The organism is Mesorhizobium sp. WSM4809 (assembly GCF_055811655.1).
Genome location: NZ_JBVVQW010000002.1, coordinates 209,483 through 226,447 on the forward strand (window position 1 = coordinate 209,483; position 16,965 = coordinate 226,447).

Annotated in this window: 19 protein-coding genes and 1 tRNA gene; 12 read left to right on the forward strand and 8 right to left on the reverse strand. The window is 62.1% G+C overall.

Features of this window, described 5'->3' with window-relative positions:
* Positions 1 to 38: 38 nt before the first annotated feature.
* Both chpT and AC0L24_RS05565 read left to right on the forward strand, forming a co-directional pair.
* Positions 39 to 668, forward strand: coding sequence for a histidine phosphotransferase ChpT (gene chpT, locus AC0L24_RS05560; protein ID WP_024504504.1), 630 nt, complete (start codon positions 39 to 41; stop codon positions 666 to 668).
* Positions 669 to 907: 239 nt separating this feature from the next.
* Entirely contained in the window at positions 908 to 1,312 is a 405-nt protein-coding gene (locus tag AC0L24_RS05565; protein WP_127268016.1) for a response regulator, read from the forward strand.
* Between the two features lie 102 nt (positions 1,313 to 1,414).
* On the opposite strand, the gene ctrA is transcribed toward AC0L24_RS05565, so the two are convergent.
* Positions 1,415 to 2,110 (reverse strand): response regulator transcription factor CtrA, encoded by a 696-nt coding sequence (gene ctrA, locus AC0L24_RS05570; protein WP_006203583.1) that lies wholly within the window; start codon positions 2,108 to 2,110, stop codon positions 1,415 to 1,417.
* Positions 2,111 to 2,562: 452 nt separating this feature from the next.
* Between ctrA and AC0L24_RS05575 the strand changes: the two genes are divergently transcribed.
* Positions 2,563 to 2,940, forward strand: coding sequence for a flagellar export protein FliJ (locus AC0L24_RS05575; RefSeq protein ID WP_013529907.1), 378 nt, complete (start codon positions 2,563 to 2,565; stop codon positions 2,938 to 2,940).
* Between the two features lie 86 nt (positions 2,941 to 3,026).
* On the opposite strand, the gene AC0L24_RS05580 is transcribed toward AC0L24_RS05575, so the two are convergent.
* On the reverse strand, positions 3,027 to 3,425 hold the full coding sequence (locus AC0L24_RS05580) for a winged helix-turn-helix transcriptional regulator (RefSeq protein ID WP_023809911.1): 399 nt from the start codon (positions 3,423 to 3,425) through the stop codon (positions 3,027 to 3,029).
* 90 nt (positions 3,426 to 3,515) lie between these two features.
* Here AC0L24_RS05580 and AC0L24_RS05585 point away from each other — a divergent pair, with 90 nt between their 5' ends.
* Positions 3,516 to 4,442: an NADP-dependent oxidoreductase gene (locus tag AC0L24_RS05585; RefSeq protein ID WP_127809486.1), complete on the forward strand. Its 927-nt coding sequence runs from the start codon at positions 3,516 to 3,518 to the stop codon at positions 4,440 to 4,442.
* A 63-nt stretch (positions 4,443 to 4,505) separates the two neighbouring features.
* Here the strand turns inward: AC0L24_RS05585 and sciP are convergent, their stop codons facing one another.
* Positions 4,506 to 4,781, reverse strand: coding sequence for a CtrA inhibitor SciP (gene sciP, locus AC0L24_RS05590; protein ID WP_013529904.1), 276 nt, complete (start codon positions 4,779 to 4,781; stop codon positions 4,506 to 4,508).
* 288 nt (positions 4,782 to 5,069) lie between these two features.
* On the opposite strand from sciP, the gene mnmA reads away from it, so the two are divergent.
* Positions 5,070 to 6,260, forward strand: coding sequence for a tRNA 2-thiouridine(34) synthase MnmA (mnmA, locus tag AC0L24_RS05595; protein WP_127317831.1), 1,191 nt, complete (start codon positions 5,070 to 5,072; stop codon positions 6,258 to 6,260).
* Positions 6,261 to 6,288: 28 nt separating this feature from the next.
* On the opposite strand, the gene AC0L24_RS05600 is transcribed toward mnmA, so the two are convergent.
* A complete protein-coding gene (locus AC0L24_RS05600) occupies positions 6,289 to 7,254 on the reverse strand; it encodes a Gfo/Idh/MocA family protein (RefSeq protein ID WP_127317829.1) in 966 nt (321 codons plus the stop codon).
* A gap of 240 nt (positions 7,255 to 7,494) precedes the next feature.
* On the opposite strand from AC0L24_RS05600, the gene AC0L24_RS05605 reads away from it, so the two are divergent.
* The 7 genes from AC0L24_RS05605 to nadE all read left to right on the forward strand — a co-directional run bounded on the left by AC0L24_RS05605 (position 7,495) and on the right by nadE (position 13,089).
* A tRNA-Met gene (locus tag AC0L24_RS05605) sits at positions 7,495 to 7,571 on the forward strand.
* Positions 7,572 to 7,661: 90 nt separating this feature from the next.
* A complete protein-coding gene (locus AC0L24_RS05610) occupies positions 7,662 to 7,760 on the forward strand; it encodes a hypothetical protein (RefSeq protein WP_164873802.1) in 99 nt (32 codons plus the stop codon).
* A gap of 56 nt (positions 7,761 to 7,816) precedes the next feature.
* Positions 7,817 to 8,209 (forward strand): autotransporter-associated beta strand repeat-containing protein, encoded by a 393-nt coding sequence (locus AC0L24_RS05615; RefSeq protein WP_164873801.1) that lies wholly within the window; start codon positions 7,817 to 7,819, stop codon positions 8,207 to 8,209.
* Between the two features lie 77 nt (positions 8,210 to 8,286).
* Entirely contained in the window at positions 8,287 to 10,224 is a 1,938-nt protein-coding gene (gene asnB / locus AC0L24_RS05620) for an asparagine synthase (glutamine-hydrolyzing) (RefSeq protein WP_127809483.1), read from the forward strand.
* A 23-nt stretch (positions 10,225 to 10,247) separates the two neighbouring features.
* Positions 10,248 to 10,514 (forward strand): acyl carrier protein, encoded by a 267-nt coding sequence (locus AC0L24_RS05625; RefSeq protein ID WP_127809482.1) that lies wholly within the window; start codon positions 10,248 to 10,250, stop codon positions 10,512 to 10,514.
* A gap of 26 nt (positions 10,515 to 10,540) precedes the next feature.
* A complete protein-coding gene (locus AC0L24_RS05630) occupies positions 10,541 to 12,085 on the forward strand; it encodes a class I adenylate-forming enzyme family protein (RefSeq protein ID WP_127809481.1) in 1,545 nt (514 codons plus the stop codon).
* A complete protein-coding gene (gene nadE / locus AC0L24_RS05635; RefSeq protein ID WP_127809480.1) occupies positions 12,082 to 13,089 on the forward strand; it encodes an NAD(+) synthase in 1,008 nt (335 codons plus the stop codon). Before AC0L24_RS05630 ends, nadE begins: the two co-directional genes overlap by 4 nt.
* Before the next feature lie 49 nt (positions 13,090 to 13,138).
* Here nadE and AC0L24_RS05640 read toward each other — a convergent pair whose 3' ends face one another.
* From AC0L24_RS05640 to kce, 4 genes are all read right to left on the reverse strand, one after another.
* On the reverse strand, positions 13,139 to 14,254 hold the full coding sequence (locus AC0L24_RS05640; RefSeq protein ID WP_127809479.1) for a hypothetical protein: 1,116 nt from the start codon (positions 14,252 to 14,254) through the stop codon (positions 13,139 to 13,141).
* Positions 14,251 to 14,919 carry a N5-glutamine methyltransferase family protein gene (locus AC0L24_RS05645; protein WP_245481877.1) on the reverse strand — a complete coding sequence of 223 codons (669 nt, stop codon included), beginning with the start codon at positions 14,917 to 14,919 and terminating at the stop codon, positions 14,251 to 14,253. The genes AC0L24_RS05640 and AC0L24_RS05645 overlap by 4 nt, the downstream gene beginning before the upstream one ends.
* A 662-nt stretch (positions 14,920 to 15,581) precedes the next feature.
* On the reverse strand, positions 15,582 to 16,010 hold the full coding sequence (locus AC0L24_RS05650; protein WP_127399093.1) for an acyl-CoA thioesterase: 429 nt from the start codon (positions 16,008 to 16,010) through the stop codon (positions 15,582 to 15,584).
* Entirely contained in the window at positions 16,007 to 16,942 is a 936-nt protein-coding gene (kce, locus tag AC0L24_RS05655; RefSeq protein ID WP_127317813.1) for a 3,5-dioxohexanoate:acetyl-CoA acetone transferase, read from the reverse strand. The genes AC0L24_RS05650 and kce overlap by 4 nt, the downstream gene beginning before the upstream one ends.
* Positions 16,943 to 16,965: the final 23 nt, after the last annotated feature.

The following is a 16,965-nucleotide window of genomic DNA, read 5'->3' on the forward strand; positions in this document are numbered from 1 at the left end:
GGCCATGAGTTGTGAGATTTTGCAGGGATTTTTCGCCGATGGCCGATCTGTTCACCCTTTCCGCACCCGATCTGGCAGCGCTTTTGTGCAGTCGGGTCTGCCACGATATCATCTCGCCGGTCGGCGCGATCAACAACGGGCTCGAATTGCTTGATGAAGGCGGCGCCGATGAGGACGCCATGAAGCTGATCCGCCAGAGCGCCCGCAACGCTTCGGCCCGCCTGCAGTTCGCCCGCATCGCCTTCGGTGCCGCCGGCTCGGCCGGCATGTTGATCGATACCGGCGATGCCGAAGCGGTCGCCATCGCCTTCCTCAAGAACGAAAAGCCGGAACTGACCTGGAACGGGCCCCGCGCGTTGCTGCCCAAAAACAAGGTCAAGCTGCTGCTCAACCTGATCCTCGTCGCCAATGCCGCCATTCCGCGCGGCGGCAAGCTTTCCGTGACGCTGGAAAACCTCGAGACCGAGCCGCGTTTCGCGCTTGCGTCGGCTGGCCCGATGCTGCGTGTGCCGCCGAAATTCCTCGAACTGCATTCCGGCCACAAGCCGGAGGAACCGATCGACGCGCATTCCGTGCAGCCCTACTACACGCTGCTTCTGGCGCGCGAAGCCGGCATGACGATATCGATCCACGCGACGCCGGAAGAAATCGTGCTTTCTGCGGCCTGATTGCGCAGCCGATAGCGCGAAGTATTTCTACATTGAAATCTGTAATTCCAGCTCATCGACTTGAGATGCGTCTGGTCGTCCAGGCAGCGCCAAAGCATTCGCGAATAAAAGTAGGCACCTGCCTATCTTTGTAAAAATTTTACCTAACGCCTTTTCGGCTTCTTTACCAGATTGGCCTATGGTGCGTCCTGAATGCCCCCGACGCTACCGGACTGCCAGAAGGCAAAGAGGACCCGGAAATGAAACGCTGCATGTTCGTCGACGATTCAAGCGTCATCAGGAAGGTTGCAAAACGCATCCTGGGCGGCTCCGAAATGATTGTCATCGAGGCCGCCAGCGGACTTGACGCGCTGGAGATGTGCGCCGCCGACATGCCCGACATCATCGTCGTCGATGGCGCCTTGCCTGACGTACCGGCGGTCGATCTCATCCGTCGCGTCCGCGCCATGGAGAGCCCGATAAGGCCGCAGATCCTGATTTCCCTGGTCGAGCTCGATATTGCTTCGATCATGCGGGCCAAGCGAGCCGGCGCCCAGGGCTATCTCTTGAAGCCGTTCAACCGCCCGCAGCTGCTCGAGCGCTTTCGCACCTTGAAGAGCGCACCTGATTCGGTACCCTTGAGCAATTCCAGAAAAAGTGCGTGACGGTTTCCTGCTCAGCAGCCCAAAACAGACCCTTACCAGCCGTCATGCAAAAACCCGGCCGAAGCCGGGTTTTTTATGGAAAAGATTCGAGCGATTCGTCGCTCAGGCGCTGACGCGAATGTCTTCCGGTTCGCGCAGCACATAGCCGCGCCCCCAGACCGTTTCAATGTAGTTCTGACCGCCCGATGCCGCGTCGAGCTTTTTGCGCAGCTTGCAGATGAAGACGTCGATGATCTTCAACTCAGGCTCGTCCATGCCGCCATAGAGGTGGTTGAGGAACATTTCCTTGGTCAGCGTGGTGCCTTTGCGCAGCGAAAGCAACTCCAGCATCTGGTATTCCTTGCCGGTCAGGTGCACGCGCTGGCCGCCGACTTCGACGGTCTTGGCATCTAGGTTGACCACTAGGTCGCCGGTGGTGATGACCGACTGGGCGTGGCCCTTGGAGCGCCGCACGATGGCATGAATGCGGGCAACCAGCTCATCCTTGTGGAACGGCTTGGTCATGTAGTCGTCCGCGCCGAAGCCGAGGCCGCGCACCTTGTCCTCGATGCCGGCCATGCCGGAGAGGATGAGAATAGGTGTTTTGACCTTGGAAAGGCGAAGCGTTCTCAAGACCTCGTAGCCCGACATATCAGGCAGGTTGAGATCGAGAAGAATGATATCGTAGTCGTAGAGCTTGCCTAGATCGACGCCCTCTTCCCCGAGATCGGTCGTGTAGACGTTGAAACTTTCCGATTTCAGCATCAGTTCGATGCTTTGTGCGGTTGCACTGTCATCTTCTATCAGCAGAACACGCATTTCATTCCCCTTTTCTGCTGCCGGACCATTTCACGACCCGTCCGGACCCGGAGCAGTGGTTGCCTTGTGCAGAGGCTGCCATTGAATGGTTAACAAATCCTAATTTCCCGTCCATGACGGTACCAGATTTTTTAACCTCTTTCTACACCCTCTTGAATCTAATAACGAATCTCAGAACCAAATTCCTAATGCAACACATTAACAACCTGGACTAAGCGACTCCAGGGACTCATCGACGTCGCTTCCGCATCGGTGGCCGGAATTTTTACCCGGCCTTAAGTCCTGACCCGTATGATTAACAATGCCCGTAAACGAATGGTTACCGCCGGCAAAAAACTTTAGGGTTTTGTTTCCCATAGTTCGGGGAAAGGCGGTGGACACGGGTGCGGCCTGGGCGTTTCCAGGTGGTTTGGACGATAAGTGCGGGTGTGCGTTTCCGGGAGTACCGAATCATGAAGTCACGTGAAAACCTCGTTCGGCTGAAACAGTTTCAGGTGAATGAGAAGCGGCGGCAGCTGCTGCAGCTCGACATGATGATCGCCGAGTTCGAACGCATGGCCGTCGAGCTGGAGCTTCAGATCACCGCCGAGGAAAAGAAGGCCGGCATCACAGACATCAACCATTTCGCCTATCCGACCTTCGCCAAGGCGGCTCGCCTGCGCCGCGACAACCTCAGGAATTCCCAAAGCGACCTCGCCCAGCAGCGAAGCGCCGCCGAATCATTACTCGGCGAAGCTGAAGCGGAGCTTTCCAAGGCGGAAATGCTGGAATCGCGCGACACGAAGATCCGCGAAGCCGAAGTCGGTGGCCGCAGCGCCATGATCGGCTAAGACCTGGCGGTTTGCCGCACCAACGCTCGCCCTCAGGCTGGCGCATTGTCGCGGCTTGCGGCTCCTGTGGGAAAAATGAACCCGCCCTACGCGGCCCAATCCCCTTCACTCTCGGCAATTGCCCTTGCACGGGCATCCTTGATATCCGGCGCATGCTGCTCCGCCCATGACCTGATCTGGGTAAGCAGCCCCGCCAGGTTCTGGCCGAGCTCGGTCAATTCATATTCGACGCGCGGCGGAATGACCGGGAAAATCTCGCGCCGCACCAGGCCGTCGCGCTCGAGTACCCGCAGCGTCTGCGTCAGCATCTTCGGCGTGATGCCCTCGAGCTTCCGGGCAAGCTCGCCATTGCGCAGCCGGCCTTTGCGTAGCGCGCAAACCACCAGATACACCCATTTGCTGGCCAGCATCTCCAGCACGGTGTGCGAAGGGCACGTTCGCCGGAACGCGTCATAGCCGAAACCGCAATCATCTTCACTATCCATGAGGTGCGTATATATCAGGAAGGTACATACTGGACAAGGGGATATTACTATCCAAATGATAGTGACACCAACCGAGCAGGAGACATCTCAATGCGTGCCGTTATCCAGAATTCCGTCGGCGGACCCGACGTCCTTGTCATCGCCGATCAGCCGGATCCCACGCCAGAGGCCGGCGAAGTGCTGGTCCGCGTCAAGGCAGCAGGCATCAATCCGGTCGACGGCGCCGTCCGTGCCGGCTACTACCCCTTGCTCGGCGAGCCGCCTTACATCCTGGGTTGGGATATCTCGGGAACTGTCGAAGCACTCGGCGCCGGCGTCACCGGCTTCAAGATCGGCGACGAGGTGTTCGGCATGCCGCGCTTCCCCAAGCAGGCGGCGGCCTATGCCGAGCTGGCTGCCGTGCCTGCCGATCAAATCGCACTGAAGCCGAAGAGCGCGGACCACCTTAAGGCAGGCGCCTTGCCGCTGGCCGGCCTCACCGCCTGGCAAGGGCTTGTTCGCCACGGCGGGCTGAAATCGGGGCAGCGCATATTGGTCCATGCAGGAGCCGGCGGCGTCGGTCATCTGGCGGTGCAGATCGCCAAGGCGCGCGGCGCCTACGTTGTCGCCACGGTCAGCCCGGGCAAGCTCGATTTCGTCCGCGAACTCGGCGCCGACGAGGTCATCGACTACACCAAGGGCGATTTCACCGATCAGGTTCGCGACATCGATCTGGTGCTGGATCCAATGGGCGGCGACCACGCCCAACGCTCGCTGAAGGTGCTCAGGCGTGGCGGCGTTTTGGTGTCATTGCTCGATGTCGGCGACAACACCAGGACCCAGGCCGGCGCGCGAGACATTCGGGTCGAGCGTATGTCCGTCGTTCCCGACAGGGAGGGCCTGGTGGAACTGGCTAGGTTGATCGATGCCAACAAGCTCGCCGTCCATGTGGCGAAGAGCTTCCCGCTGGACCAGGCGGGGGCCGCTCACGCCTTCCTCGCCACCAAGCCGATCGGCAAGGTTGTGCTATCGCTCTGAGCGGGAACGGTGAAAACAGAAGGGCGCGAGGTTAGCCGCGCCCTTCGTCTAAATTCGCAATGGTCAGTGCCGGTATTGCTGGATGCGTGTCGTGCGCAGCCCGGCAAGGCCATATTCGTCGATCGACGCCTGCCAGGACAGGAATTCCTCGGTGGTGAGCTTGTAGCGTTGGCATGCCTCGTCCAGGCTCAAAAGCCCGCCGCGCACGGCCGCAACCACTTCCGCCTTACGCCGGATAACCCAGCGACGTGTATTGGTCGGCGGCAGATCGGCAATCGTAAGAGGGCTGCCGTCAGGCCCGATAACATATTTGACTCTCGGTCTAACCAGATCGGTCATCGTACTCTCTACAAAAAACTCAAAGACCCAATCCCCGCCACGTTACCGCCACAGCTTTAAAAATTGCCTAAGCAGACCCTAATGACTAGGTAAGGATCATGAACGCCGCGTTAGTCTTTTCACCGGCATTTGAAACATCGGCCCGGCAACCCTGATTTTGCGGAGAAAATTGCATCTCTTTGCGGGCTCGGCCGCAACCGATGAATCGCCCTGTGCGCTGGCGCGGCCGTAAAGCTTGACCTATATTCTCGACATTGGCATTGAGGCGCCGCGCAGAACGAAAGCATCATGAACAGTCTCGATCTTCCCGGACGTCCCGAAAACACCCGCATCGTCGTCGCCATGTCGGGCGGCGTCGATTCCTCTGTCGTCGCAGGCCTGCTGAAACGCGAGGGCTACGACGTCGTCGGCGTCACCTTGCAGCTCTACGACCACGGCGCGGCGACGCACCGGGCCGGCTCATGCTGCGCCGGGCAGGACATCGACGATGCCCGCCGTGTCTCCGAGACGCTCGGCATCCCCCATTATGTGCTCGACTACGAGGAACGCTTCCGCAAGGCAGTCATCGATCCCTTCGCCGAGAGCTATGTCGCCGGCGAGACGCCGATCCCGTGCGTTTCCTGCAACCAGACGGTGAAATTCGCCGACCTGCTAGCCACCGCCAAGGAGCTCGGCGCCGACGCGCTGGCCACCGGCCACTACATCCGTTCCGGCGCCAACGGCGCCCACCGCGCACTCTACAGGCCGGTCGACGCCGACCGTGACCAGAGTTATTTCCTGTTCGCCACCACGCAGGCACAGATCGATTATCTGCGCTTTCCCCTTGGCGGCCTGTCGAAGCCGCAGGTTCGCGCCATCGCCGAGGAGATGGGGCTGGCGGTTGCCGCCAAGCAGGATAGCCAGGACATCTGCTTCGTGCCGCAGGGCAAGTATTCCGACATCATCGCCAAGCTGAAGCCAACCGCGGCCAATCCGGGCGACATCGTCCACATCGACGGCCGCGTGCTCGGCCGCCATGAGGGCATCCTGCGCTACACGATCGGCCAGCGCCGCGGCATCGGCATCGCTTCCGGCGAGCCGCTTTACGTCGTCCACCTCGATGCCGACCGCGCTCGCGTCGTGGTTGGCCCGCGCGAGGCGCTGGAGACGCACAAGATCTATCTGCGCAATATGAACTGGCTGGGCGACGGACCGCTCACAGACGTCCCTGCAGGCGGCCTGGAGCTGTTCGCCAAGGTCCGCTCGACGCGGCCGCCGCGCCCGGCCGTGCTGCATCATCGTGCCGGCGCCACATGGGTGGAACTGGTCGACGGCGAATCCGGCATCGCGCCGGGCCAGGCCTGCGTGCTCTACTCCGATGACGGCAACGAAGCTCGCGTGTTCGGCGGCGGCTTCATCGAGCGTTCGGAGCGTGGCGCCGAGGCCGAGGCGATGCTGACCCGGCTTGCCGCCAGGCCGGCCCAGATACCTGCCGAATAAGATACCTGCCGAATAAATAATCCGCGCTTCAGGAATTCGACTTGGTGTGGGTGACCGTGCCGGCGGTCAGGATGCGCAGCACCCTGATCGCTTCCTCGCCGCTGGTACGCGGTTCGGCACGCGTCTCGATGCACTGGATGAAATGCTCCAGCTCGCGTGTCAGCGGCATGCCCTGGGCAACCGCGACATAGGATGGCTCATTGGTGGTGAAGGCCCATTGGCCGCTGTCCTGCCACACTGCATGGCGGTAGACGGCAAGCTTGCGTTCCCATGGCTCGACATCGTCGAACACCGCCATCGCCTTGGTGCCGACCACGGTCAGCCGCCGCTCGCGATAGGGATTGAGACGCGAGGTGAAGAGATGGCTGCGCAGGCCGTTGGGGAAGCGCATGTGCAGATGCGCGAAGTCGCTGAGATTGTCGAGCAGGGCGGCCCCCTCGCCGCGCACCTCGATCGGCTCTGTGCCGGTGATCGCCAGGATCATCGACAGATCGTGCGGCGCCAGGTCCCACAGCGCGTCGTTCTCTGTGTGGAACTTGCCGAGGCCGAGCCGGTGCGAGTGGATGTAGCGGACTTCGCCGAGTTCGCCCTTGTCGATCAGCCCTTTCAGCGTCTCGAAGGCAGGGTGGAACCGCAGGACATGGCCGACCATGAAGACGCGGCCATTGTCCTTGGCCGCCTGCACCGCACGCTCGGCATCCGCCACAGTCAGAGCGATCGGCTTTTCCACCAGCACGTCCTTGCCGGCCGCGACGGCACGCACGGCAAGGTCGGCATGGAATTGCGGCGGCAGCGCCATGACGATGGCGTCGATATCGTCACGCACGAACAACTGGTCCGGCTCGATCGCCAGGCAGTCCTGCTCGCTGGCGAAGCCTTCTGCGCGGGCCCGGTTGGTGTCGGAGACCGCGTACAGCGCGCCGAGCGCCTTGAGAGTGCGGATGTGGTTGCTGCCCCAGTATCCGCAACCGAGGACTGCTATGCGCGGCTTCATCTGTTTCAAACTCTAAAAACTCGTGGCCGAGACATAGCGACGTGCCCCTTCGAACTCAACCCCGGCGGCGGCAACCAAATTTCCGCGTGGCAAAGCTTTTCGATAATGACGATAAGCCGGCAAGCCGGTTGCTTCGAAGCTTGACAGGCTCACCCTCCCAACCTTATATCCGCGCGACCTTGGCGAACGCCCCCGACATGCCTTTCGATTTGAGGCGGATTTCGGGCCTTTCGCCGCCCTGGCGGGGTAGCTCAGTTGGTTAGAGCACGGGAATCATAATCCTGGGGTCGGGGGTTCAAGTCCCTCTCCCGCTACCAGCCCTCTTAAAGACGGCAAAAAGATCAATAAAATCGATGGGGCCTATGCCGGTGCGTCCCAATGCATCCCTTGATGTGGAGTCATTTGCGATGGTGAAGGATGGCGCCGGCACGCTGACCCTTTCAGGCACGTCGCTGCTGGACTGGACCGTCGACCAAGGCGGCGTCATCTCGGCGGCCGAGCGCTAGGCGGCGATGTCTCGATCGGTGCGGGCGCCTCGTTCACCTTCGACCTGACAGCTAATGTGAGCTATGCCGGCGCGCTCTCGGGTACCGGCGATTTCGTCAAGGACGGCTTGGGGACAGTGGTTCTGACTTCGGACAACTCGGCTTTCGCCAGCGCCACTTCGGTCAATGGCGGCACGCTCGCCGCAGGCGCGGCCAACACGTTCAGTTCCGCCTCGCAATTCTCGGTCGCGGCGGGCGCGACGCTCGATCTCGCCGGCACTTCCCAAGCCATTGTCGGGCTGACCAATGCCGGGACTGTGGGCATCGCCGGCAGCCTCGGAAGCAAGCTGACCGTCAGTGGCGACTATGTCGCCGAAGGGCGTCATTGCCCTCATCTCGCGGCAGATCCAATGCTCACGCAAGAAATCAGCCGTCGACGGCCGCTCAAAATTTACCATTCTCATGAATAGTCCCAGATGTTTAACACCTACCGGTATTTTGGCGGCTATAGTCCGAGCCGCGCTGGTGGACTTGGAAATATCTCGGCATGTGCGGTTTTAGCGGTTATTTCGGCACTGTCCGGGATGGGAGGGCGCTCCTTGGAAGGATGACGGCTGCCATTGCGCATCGCGGCCCCGATGAGCAGGGATTCTTCACCACAAAGGCGGCCGGCCTCGGCCATGCGCGGCTGTCCATCGTCGGCCTGGGGGACGGCCAGCAGCCCATGTCCGATGCGACGGGCGATCTGACGATCGCCTTCAACGGCGAGATCTTCAACTATGTGGAACTGCGCGAGCAGCTTCGCGCGAAAGGCCGCCATTTCCGGACAGCCAGCGACACCGAAGTGATCCTGCATCTCTATGACGAGATGGGGGAGGATTGCGTCTCCGCGCTCAATGGCGATTTCGCCTTTGCGCTCTGGGACGGCCGCCGCCGCCGCATGGTTCTGGCGCGCGACCGCATGGGGGTCCGGCCGCTCTTCTATACAAGGCAGGGCGAACGGCTTTACTTCGCCTCGGAGATCAAGGCGCTCCTCCAGGCCCCGGACGTCGCGGCCGAGATTGATCCGGTCGCACTCGACCAGATCTTCACGCTCTGGGCCCCGATCGCGCCGCGCACGGCCTTCCGCAATATCTACGAACTCGAACCCGCAAGCCTGATGATCGTGCAAGAAGGCAGCGTCTCGACGCGGCCCTACTGGAGTCTGGAGTATCCCGACCGGGACGCGCCGCCCCGGCACCGGGACGAGCGTGCCGCGGCCGAGGAACTGCGCGCCCTCCTGACGGAGGCGACCCGGATCCGCATGCGCGCCGATGTGCCAGTCGGCGCCTATCTCTCTGGCGGCCTCGATTCCTCCATCACATCGGCGCTGGCGGCGGGCATGGCGCCGGGTGGCCTCAGGACCTTCTCGGTCACCTTCGATAGCGCCGAACATGACGAGAGCCCCTTCCAGCTCGAGATGGCCCGTGCGCTCGGCACGCATCACAGCGCCGTCGCCTGCGGGGAAGGCGATATCGCCGCCGTCTTCCCTGACGTTATCCGCTTCACGGAGCGGCCGATCCTGCGCACTGCCCCTGCCCCGCTCTACAAGCTCTCGAGCCTCGTGCGCGAGGCCGGCTTGAAAGTGGTGCTGACGGGCGAAGGCGCCGACGAAGTCTTTGCCGGCTACGATATTTTCAAGGAGGCCAGGGTTCGGCGCTTTTGCGGGAGACAGCCCAGCTCCCGCATCCGGCCGCATCTGTTCCGCAAGCTCTACCCCTATCTTCCGGGCCTGAGGCAGCAATCGGCCGAGTACCTGTTCTCCTTCTTCGGGGCTAGCGGCGCGGCGCTCGACGATCCGCTGTTCTCCCATCGGCCGAGGTTCGACGGCACGGCGGCGACGAAGCTGTTCTACTCGGGCGATCTGCGTGCCACATTGTCCGGATATGACGCCGCCGAGGAGCTCGCCGCGCGGCTGCCCGAGGCGTTCGCCCGCTGGCATCCCTTGCATCAGGCGCAATATCTGGAAGCCCGCTTCCTTCTCCCCGGCTATATCCTGTCCAGCCAGGGCGACCGCATGGCGATGGCCCACGGCATCGAGGGCCGCTTTCCCTTCCTCGACCATCATCTGGTCGAGTTTGCCGCCGGCCTTCCTCCCGAGATGAAGCTGAAGGGGCTCGTGGAGAAGCATATTCTCCGGGAGGCGACCAAAGACCTGCTGCCGGCCGCCATCGGCCGGCGGACCAAGCAGCCCTATCGCGCACCGGACAGCCAGTCCTTCGTTGGGCCGGGCACGAGGGACTATGTCCAGTCGGCCCTGGGCGACGCCGCAGTCAGCGCCGGCGGGCTCTTCAATCCGAAGGCAGTGGCAAAACTACATGAGAAATGCAGCCGCCAGCCGGCCTCCGGCTTTCGCGACAACGCGGCCTTTGTCGGCATCCTGTCGACGCAGCTGTGGCTGACGACTTTCACCGGCACAGGCATTTGCAACGCAAAGGCCGCCTGACACCACCAAGGAAAGCGAACGACATGACCGATACGATCCGAGACGCAGTGAAGGCCTTTGTCATCGAGAACTTCCTGTTCGGCGACACCACCCACGCCCTCGCCGATACGGACTCGCTGATCGAGAACGGCATCATCGATTCGACCGGCGTTCTGGAACTGGTGGCCTTTATAGAGGACCATTGCGGAATCACAGTTGCGGACGCCGATATCGTGCCGGCCAACCTCGATTCACTGGCGCGCATCACGGCCTTCATCACAGCGAAGGCCGCATCGCTCGTCGCGGCGTGACGGCTGGCAGCGGAAGGCCCGAGCTCATGCGGGTCGAGCAATTCCTCATCACGAACGCGGCCGCGCATGGCGCGAAGACGGCGCTTGTCACCGACCGGAAGCGGTTGCGCTATGACGAGCTCGACGATCTGTCGAACCGGCTCGCGACCGCCCTCGCCGCGAACGGCGTGCAGCGCGGCGACCGCGTTCTCGTCTTCATGGACAATTGCTGGGAAGCCGCCGTCTCGATCTTCGCGGTTCTCAAGGCGGGCGCGACCTTCAGCCCGATCAACGCCTCCACCAAGGCCGACAAGCTCGCTTATGTCATCGACGATTGCGAGGCTGCGGCGATCCTGACCCAGGCCAAGCTGATGCCTGTCGTGATCCAGGCGCGTGCGCTGTCGGACCAACCGCTCTTCGTCGCGTCGACGCAAGCGCCATCCAGCCATACACCGGATGGCGCTGCCTCCTTCGAGGATTGTCTCAAGGTCGCGCCCGTGCCCGTTCGCCATGGCGGGATCGACATCGACCTCGCCATGCTGATCTACACCTCGGGCTCCACCGGCCGCCCCAAGGGCGTGATGATGACGCATCGCAATATCGATGCCGCGGCCGAATCCATCACGACCTATCTGCGCAACACCCCTGACGACATCATCCTCAATGTCCTGCCCCTGGCTTTCGACTACGGCCTCTATCAGCTGCTGATGGCGATGAAGCTCGGCGCGACCCTCGTCCTCGAAAAATCCTTCGCCTTTCCGCAGGCCATTTTCGAGCGCATCCGCGCCGAGAAGGTCACCGGTTTCCCGCTGGTGCCGACGATGGCGGCGCTGATCCTGCAGATGCGCGATTTGGCGCCGGGTTTCCTGCCGAGCCTGCGCTATATCTCGAACACCGCCGCCGCCCTGCCGCCGGTGCATATCGCCCGGCTGCGCGAGCTGTTCCCCGGCGTGCAGCTCTATTCCATGTACGGTCTAACGGAGTGCAAGCGCTGCACCTACCTGCCCCCGGAGGAGCTGGACCGCCGGCCGGGTTCCGTCGGCATCGCTATTCCCAACACGGAAGCGATCGTCGTCGACGATGAGGGCAACCGCGTGCCACCGGGCGTGGCGGGCGAGTTGGTCATCCGCGGCCCGCATGTCATGCAGGGCTATTGGCGCAACGACGTGGCCACGGAGCAGATGCTGCGTCCCGGGCCGCATCCCTGGGAAAAGCGGCTCCACACCGGCGACCTGTTTCGGACGGACGAGGACGGCTTCCTCTATTTCGTTGGCCGTAAGGACGACATCATCAAGACGCGCGGCGAAAAGGTTGCCCCGAAGGAAGTCGAAGCTGTGCTGCACGCCCATCCCGGCATCGTGGAAGCCGTGGTGACCGGCGTGCCGGATCCGGTGCTCGGCCACGCCATTGCCGCCCTCGTCGTTCTCTCGGACGAGACCCTGAGCGAACGGGACATCATTCGCTACTGCTCCGTTCATCTCGAGGATTTCATGGTGCCGAAGCTCATCGAGTTCCGCCGCGAGTTGCCGAAGACCGATACCGGAAAGGTCAGCCGAAGACTGGCGGCCGAAACGTTGGGGACTGCAGAATGAACCACTCCCTCGCCCCGAGCCGTCCCGCCTTCTCGGCCGACGCGCTGACGCTCGACAACGCTGCGGAAACCGATCGCATCGTCGCCGGGTTGCGCGAGCAGCTACGCGGCATGCGCAAGCGCGGGCTCGTGCTCGGCCTCTCTGGCGGCATCGATTCCAGCGTCTCGGTCGCGCTCGCCGCCCGCGCCGTCGGCGCGAAGAACGTCTTCTGCCTGTTCATGCCGGAAAACGACTCCGATCCCGACAGCCTCCGCCTCGGCCGGCTGGCCGCCGAAACCTTCGGCGTCGAAGCGATCGTGGAGGATATCGGCCCGACGCTGCACGCGATGGGTTGTTATGAGCGGCGGGATGCCTTCATCCGCGAGCTGGTGCCGGAATACGGGCCGGGCTGGGCCTCAAAGATCGTCATCGCCAATTCGCTCGCCGGCGAGGGCTACAACATCTCCTCGCTGGTGGTGCAGGGCCCCGAAGGCCGGCAGACGAAGCTGCGCATGTCGCCGGCGGTCTATCTCGGCATCGTCGCCGCCACCAACATGAAGCAGCGCACGCGCAAACAGATCGAGTACTATCACGCCGACCGGCTGAATTTCGCCGTGCTCGGCACGCCGAACCGGCTCGAATACGACCAAGGCTTCTTCGTGAAGAATGGCGACGGCGCAGCTGACGTCAAACCGATCGCCCATCTCTACAAGAGCCAGGTCTATGCGCTTGCCGCCCATCTCGGCATTCCCGAGGAAATCTGCCGCAGGGCGCCGACGACCGACACCTATTCCCTCGAGCAGACGCAGGAAGAGTTCTATTTCTCCCTGCCCTATGACCGCATGGATATTTGCCTCTTCGGCCTGAATAACGGCCTTTCAGCCGTGGAGGTCGGCACCGCCGCGAAGCTGACTACGGTCGAGGTCGAACGCGTCTGGGCCGATATCGCCGCCAAGCGCCGGGCGACGCGCTATCTGCACCTTGGCCCGCAGCTCGTCCGCCCCGTCGAGGAAATCGCCTGCTGAGATCGGCGCGACAATCGGGATTATGTTGCCGCGCGCGCACAATGATGGCCTATTCGAACCGCTCCCCGGCCAGGCGATTCCAGTGCTCGCCGGCCAGCCCGTTGAAGAAGCCTTGCGAGCTCAGGAACGCGTTCACCAGTTCCTCGTCGCGCGAATGCACCACGGTCGAGGCCGGTTGAGTGAAGGCGACCCGTCGACCCAGCATCGCTGCCAGCAGGGCGGGTTGCGTCCGGCCGCGCAGGCCGGCGGCGCCGCGCCGCGCTGCATCGCCAATCAAGCAGTCGATGACGGAACCAGCTTGCCCCGGCAGGGCCAGAACCTGCAGCACGCGCGCCATCCTGCCCGGGCGGGTGTGATAGAGGAAGGCGCCGACCAGCGCCCCGCTGGGGGAGGAGACGGACGCGAACACGGCCTCGCCATAGTCCGGCTTCTGGGAAGCCTCCCCGAGGATATGCGCAAGCTGCTCCGCGCTCCAGTCGGGTCGGAGCGGGAACTGGCGCATCAACGGGTCCAAAAGAGCCGCAAAACCGGCATGATCGATTTCGGCAACCTTGAGGCCGCCCTTGCGATTCCAGAGTTCCGGGACCCCGGACCAGCGCATCTCGTTCTCCTGCATCCGTCCGCGAAGATAGCGATCGAGTCCGCGCGCGAGCGGGTCAAGCAAGCGCACGGCGCCGGCTCGCCGCGAGGCTAGATCGAGCAGGAAGGCCGAAGGCCGGATTACCCGGATCCAGTCCAGGCTGTATTGCGGCAGGGCGACCCCGCGCAGTTTCGTCCACATCTGCGTCGAGAGGGCATTTGCGGTTTCGCTGAAGGAGATGTCCTGCGGCCCGGCCAGGAATGTCCTGAGCAGCCTTGCGCCGGCCATCGGGTCGTTCGCCCGCGTTTCGACCATGAGCGAACCACAGATGGCGGCGCGCAGCTTGCGCTGGCCATGCCTCATCGGCAGTACATTCACGCCGACAAAGCCTGAAATGTCGCCTTCGCTCGCAATATGGACGAGAGACGCGATCTCCGGATCGCAGACCGGGCCTTCAAGATAGTGCCAGCGCAGATAAGTCTCAAGCGCCGGAGGCGGCGGCTTTCCACCGTCCCGGAAGGTTCTTTGAAAGAGCCCGACGACGGCCGGAATATCCGCAGCCTGCAGGGGACGAATCTGGCTCATGCCAAACTTGCGGAGGATGAGATCGCGGGCGCACCGTTCTCCAGCTTGCGGAGGAGTGCGACACGCGGCATTCCGACCTCATCCTTGGCGAATGTCACGGGTTCATAGGCCTTGGCTCTGGCTATCAGGGCAGCCACCTGGCGGTCCTGCCCCTGCCCGAACTCGAACAGCAGCCAGCCACCAGGCTTGAGGAAATCGATTGCGTCCCGGATCAGCCGCTGGTGGATCGAGATGCCGTAAGGCCCCCCGTCGAAGGCCTCGCGCGGCTCGCCCTCAAGCAGATGCGCGCTCTCGCCTTCGAGGCGCGCGGTCGAGATATAGGGCGGATTGCAGACAATCATGTCCGCCGCGCCGATAAGCCCATCGCCCTCCAGCGCACCGAACAGATCCCCTTTCCGGATGGCGACCCGGTCCTGAAGGGCCAAGCGTTCGGCATTGCTACGGGCGAGCGCGACCGTGCTGTCAGTCACGTCCACCCCCCAGACGCAGGCCGACGGAACTTCCGCCGCGATCGCCAGAGCAAGGTTGCCGGAGCCGCAGCACATGTCGATCACCATCGGGCCGGGCGCGCGATCGCGAAGAATCGCGAGCGCGCTCTGTCCGAGCAACTCTGTTTCCTTACGCGGCACGAGAACGCCCGGAGCCAGTTCGAGCATCACGCTCATGAAACGATGCAGGCGGGGCGTAGAACGACCGGCTAGGGCTGCTGCTCTGTGCGGCACGGCGGTTCCTTACGTCATCCGACGGTATTGCATACACAATGACCTATCGCGCTCCGGTAAACGGCTGCTAAAGATATCCGCCGATACTTCGCAGCGCGCCAGCTCGGCCATATAGATGCCGTCCCATCCAAGGGATGTGGCTCCAATCAGAGCTACCCAGCTGTAAACTTCAATGACCGACTTTGGGCGCATTGCTGTCATTCGCCTCCGGCGCATAAGTCGCCGCGTCGCCTAACACGCTAAGCCCGCCACTCATCCTGTCAGGCGGCAGTTACCTTGGATCGGATTCTCCGCCTCAAGTATCCGCTTCCAGCAAATGAAGATTGAAAGTTTTCCATTCCGTTTGTGGATTCATTTTTTTCAAAATTTTGACTAAGACGATATAACGCATTGACTTTATGCCGATTAAAGTCCCTCTCCCGCTACCACTTCAAACGCCACTATCGTACGCAATGGCCGATTGTGGCGGGCTGCCCATGCGGTGTCCTGTGCGATAGCGGCTATATCTGACCTTCCTAGGGCGAGTAGAAGCCTTCAGCGACCTACAGCATCTCGCTCAGTGACGCCAATGCGGCTAACGATGCCGTCACCAGATATTCTCGCCGTCACCCACGCGTATCGGCTTCACCCATCGGAAGTTTCGCGCTCGCCTGCCGGGCTTCGCCTTCGATCTCGATCTTGCTCCGCGCTTGAAGATCGAAGCGCACCGTTACGGTGCGCATGCGCGCATGCAGGACTCCGTCCAGCGTACCGCGCATTTCATGCAGATAAGTCAGCGACGATTTCCCAAGCTTTTCTATAACGCTGCGAACGGTGACCAGAGTTCCCGCCGCGGTTTCATGCACGTAGTCGATCTCCATCCTCACATCCGCCCAGCCGAGGGTCGGCGTCAAACGAGGATCGGCAATCCTGCCCAGCAACTGGAAACTGGCGTCATCAAACATCGCCACATAATGACGAACGTTGAGATGGCCCATCGCGTCGCACATCCAAGGATGCACGACGCCGACATAGGTTTCGATGCCGGGCGTCAAAACCCGACCTCGTTTGCGCCCTTGAGATCCAGCAGTTGACGGGCTTCGTCGGGCGTCGCGATTTCGAGCGACAACTCGTTGAGAATGCGCTTTATCTTGGCAACCTGTTCGGCATTGCTCTTAGCGAGCGTGCCCTTGCCGACATAGAGGCTGTCTTCCAAACCGACCCGTACATTGCCGCCCATGATCGCGCCCATCGTGCAGAGATTTATCTGGTGCTTGCCCGCGGCAAGGATCGACCAGAGATAATCGTCTCCGAACAGCCGATCAGCCGTCCTGCGCATGTGCATCATGTCTTCTGGGTCGGCGCCGATTCCGCCCAGCAGCCCGAAGATCGTCTGGACGAAAAGCGGCGGCTTCAGCAGCTTGCGGTCTAGAAAGTGCGCAAGCGTATAGAGGTGACTGACATCGTAGCACTCGAACTCGAATTTCGTGCCGTAAGCCTGGCCGACTTCGACGATGATACGCTCGATCTGCTCGAACGTGTTGGAGACGATGCCCTTCTTTGTGTCTTCCAGGTAGCCCTTCTCCCAGTCGTATTTCCAGTCGGTGTATTTCGGCGCGATGTGGTGCAGGGCGAAATTCATAGATCCCATATTGAGCGAGCAGAGTTCCGGCTTCGAAGCGTGCGCGGCTTCAAGGCGCTCTTCGAGGGTCATCTTCAGCCCGCCGCCGGTGGAAATGTTCATCACGGCGTCGGTCTGCTGCTTGATGCGCGGCAGGAAATCCATAAACAGCTTTGGATCAGGGGTAGGCTTGCCGGTCTCCGGATCGCGGGCATGCAGATGGATCACCGACGCTCCGGCTTCGGCTGCTCCGACGGCGGCGTCGACGATCTCGGACGGCGTTATCGGCAGATACGGGCTCATCGTCGGCGTGTGGATCGAGCCGGTGACCGCACAGGTGATGACGACTTTCGGCGATTTCTTCATTGTTGAACTCTCTCTTGTCTGCC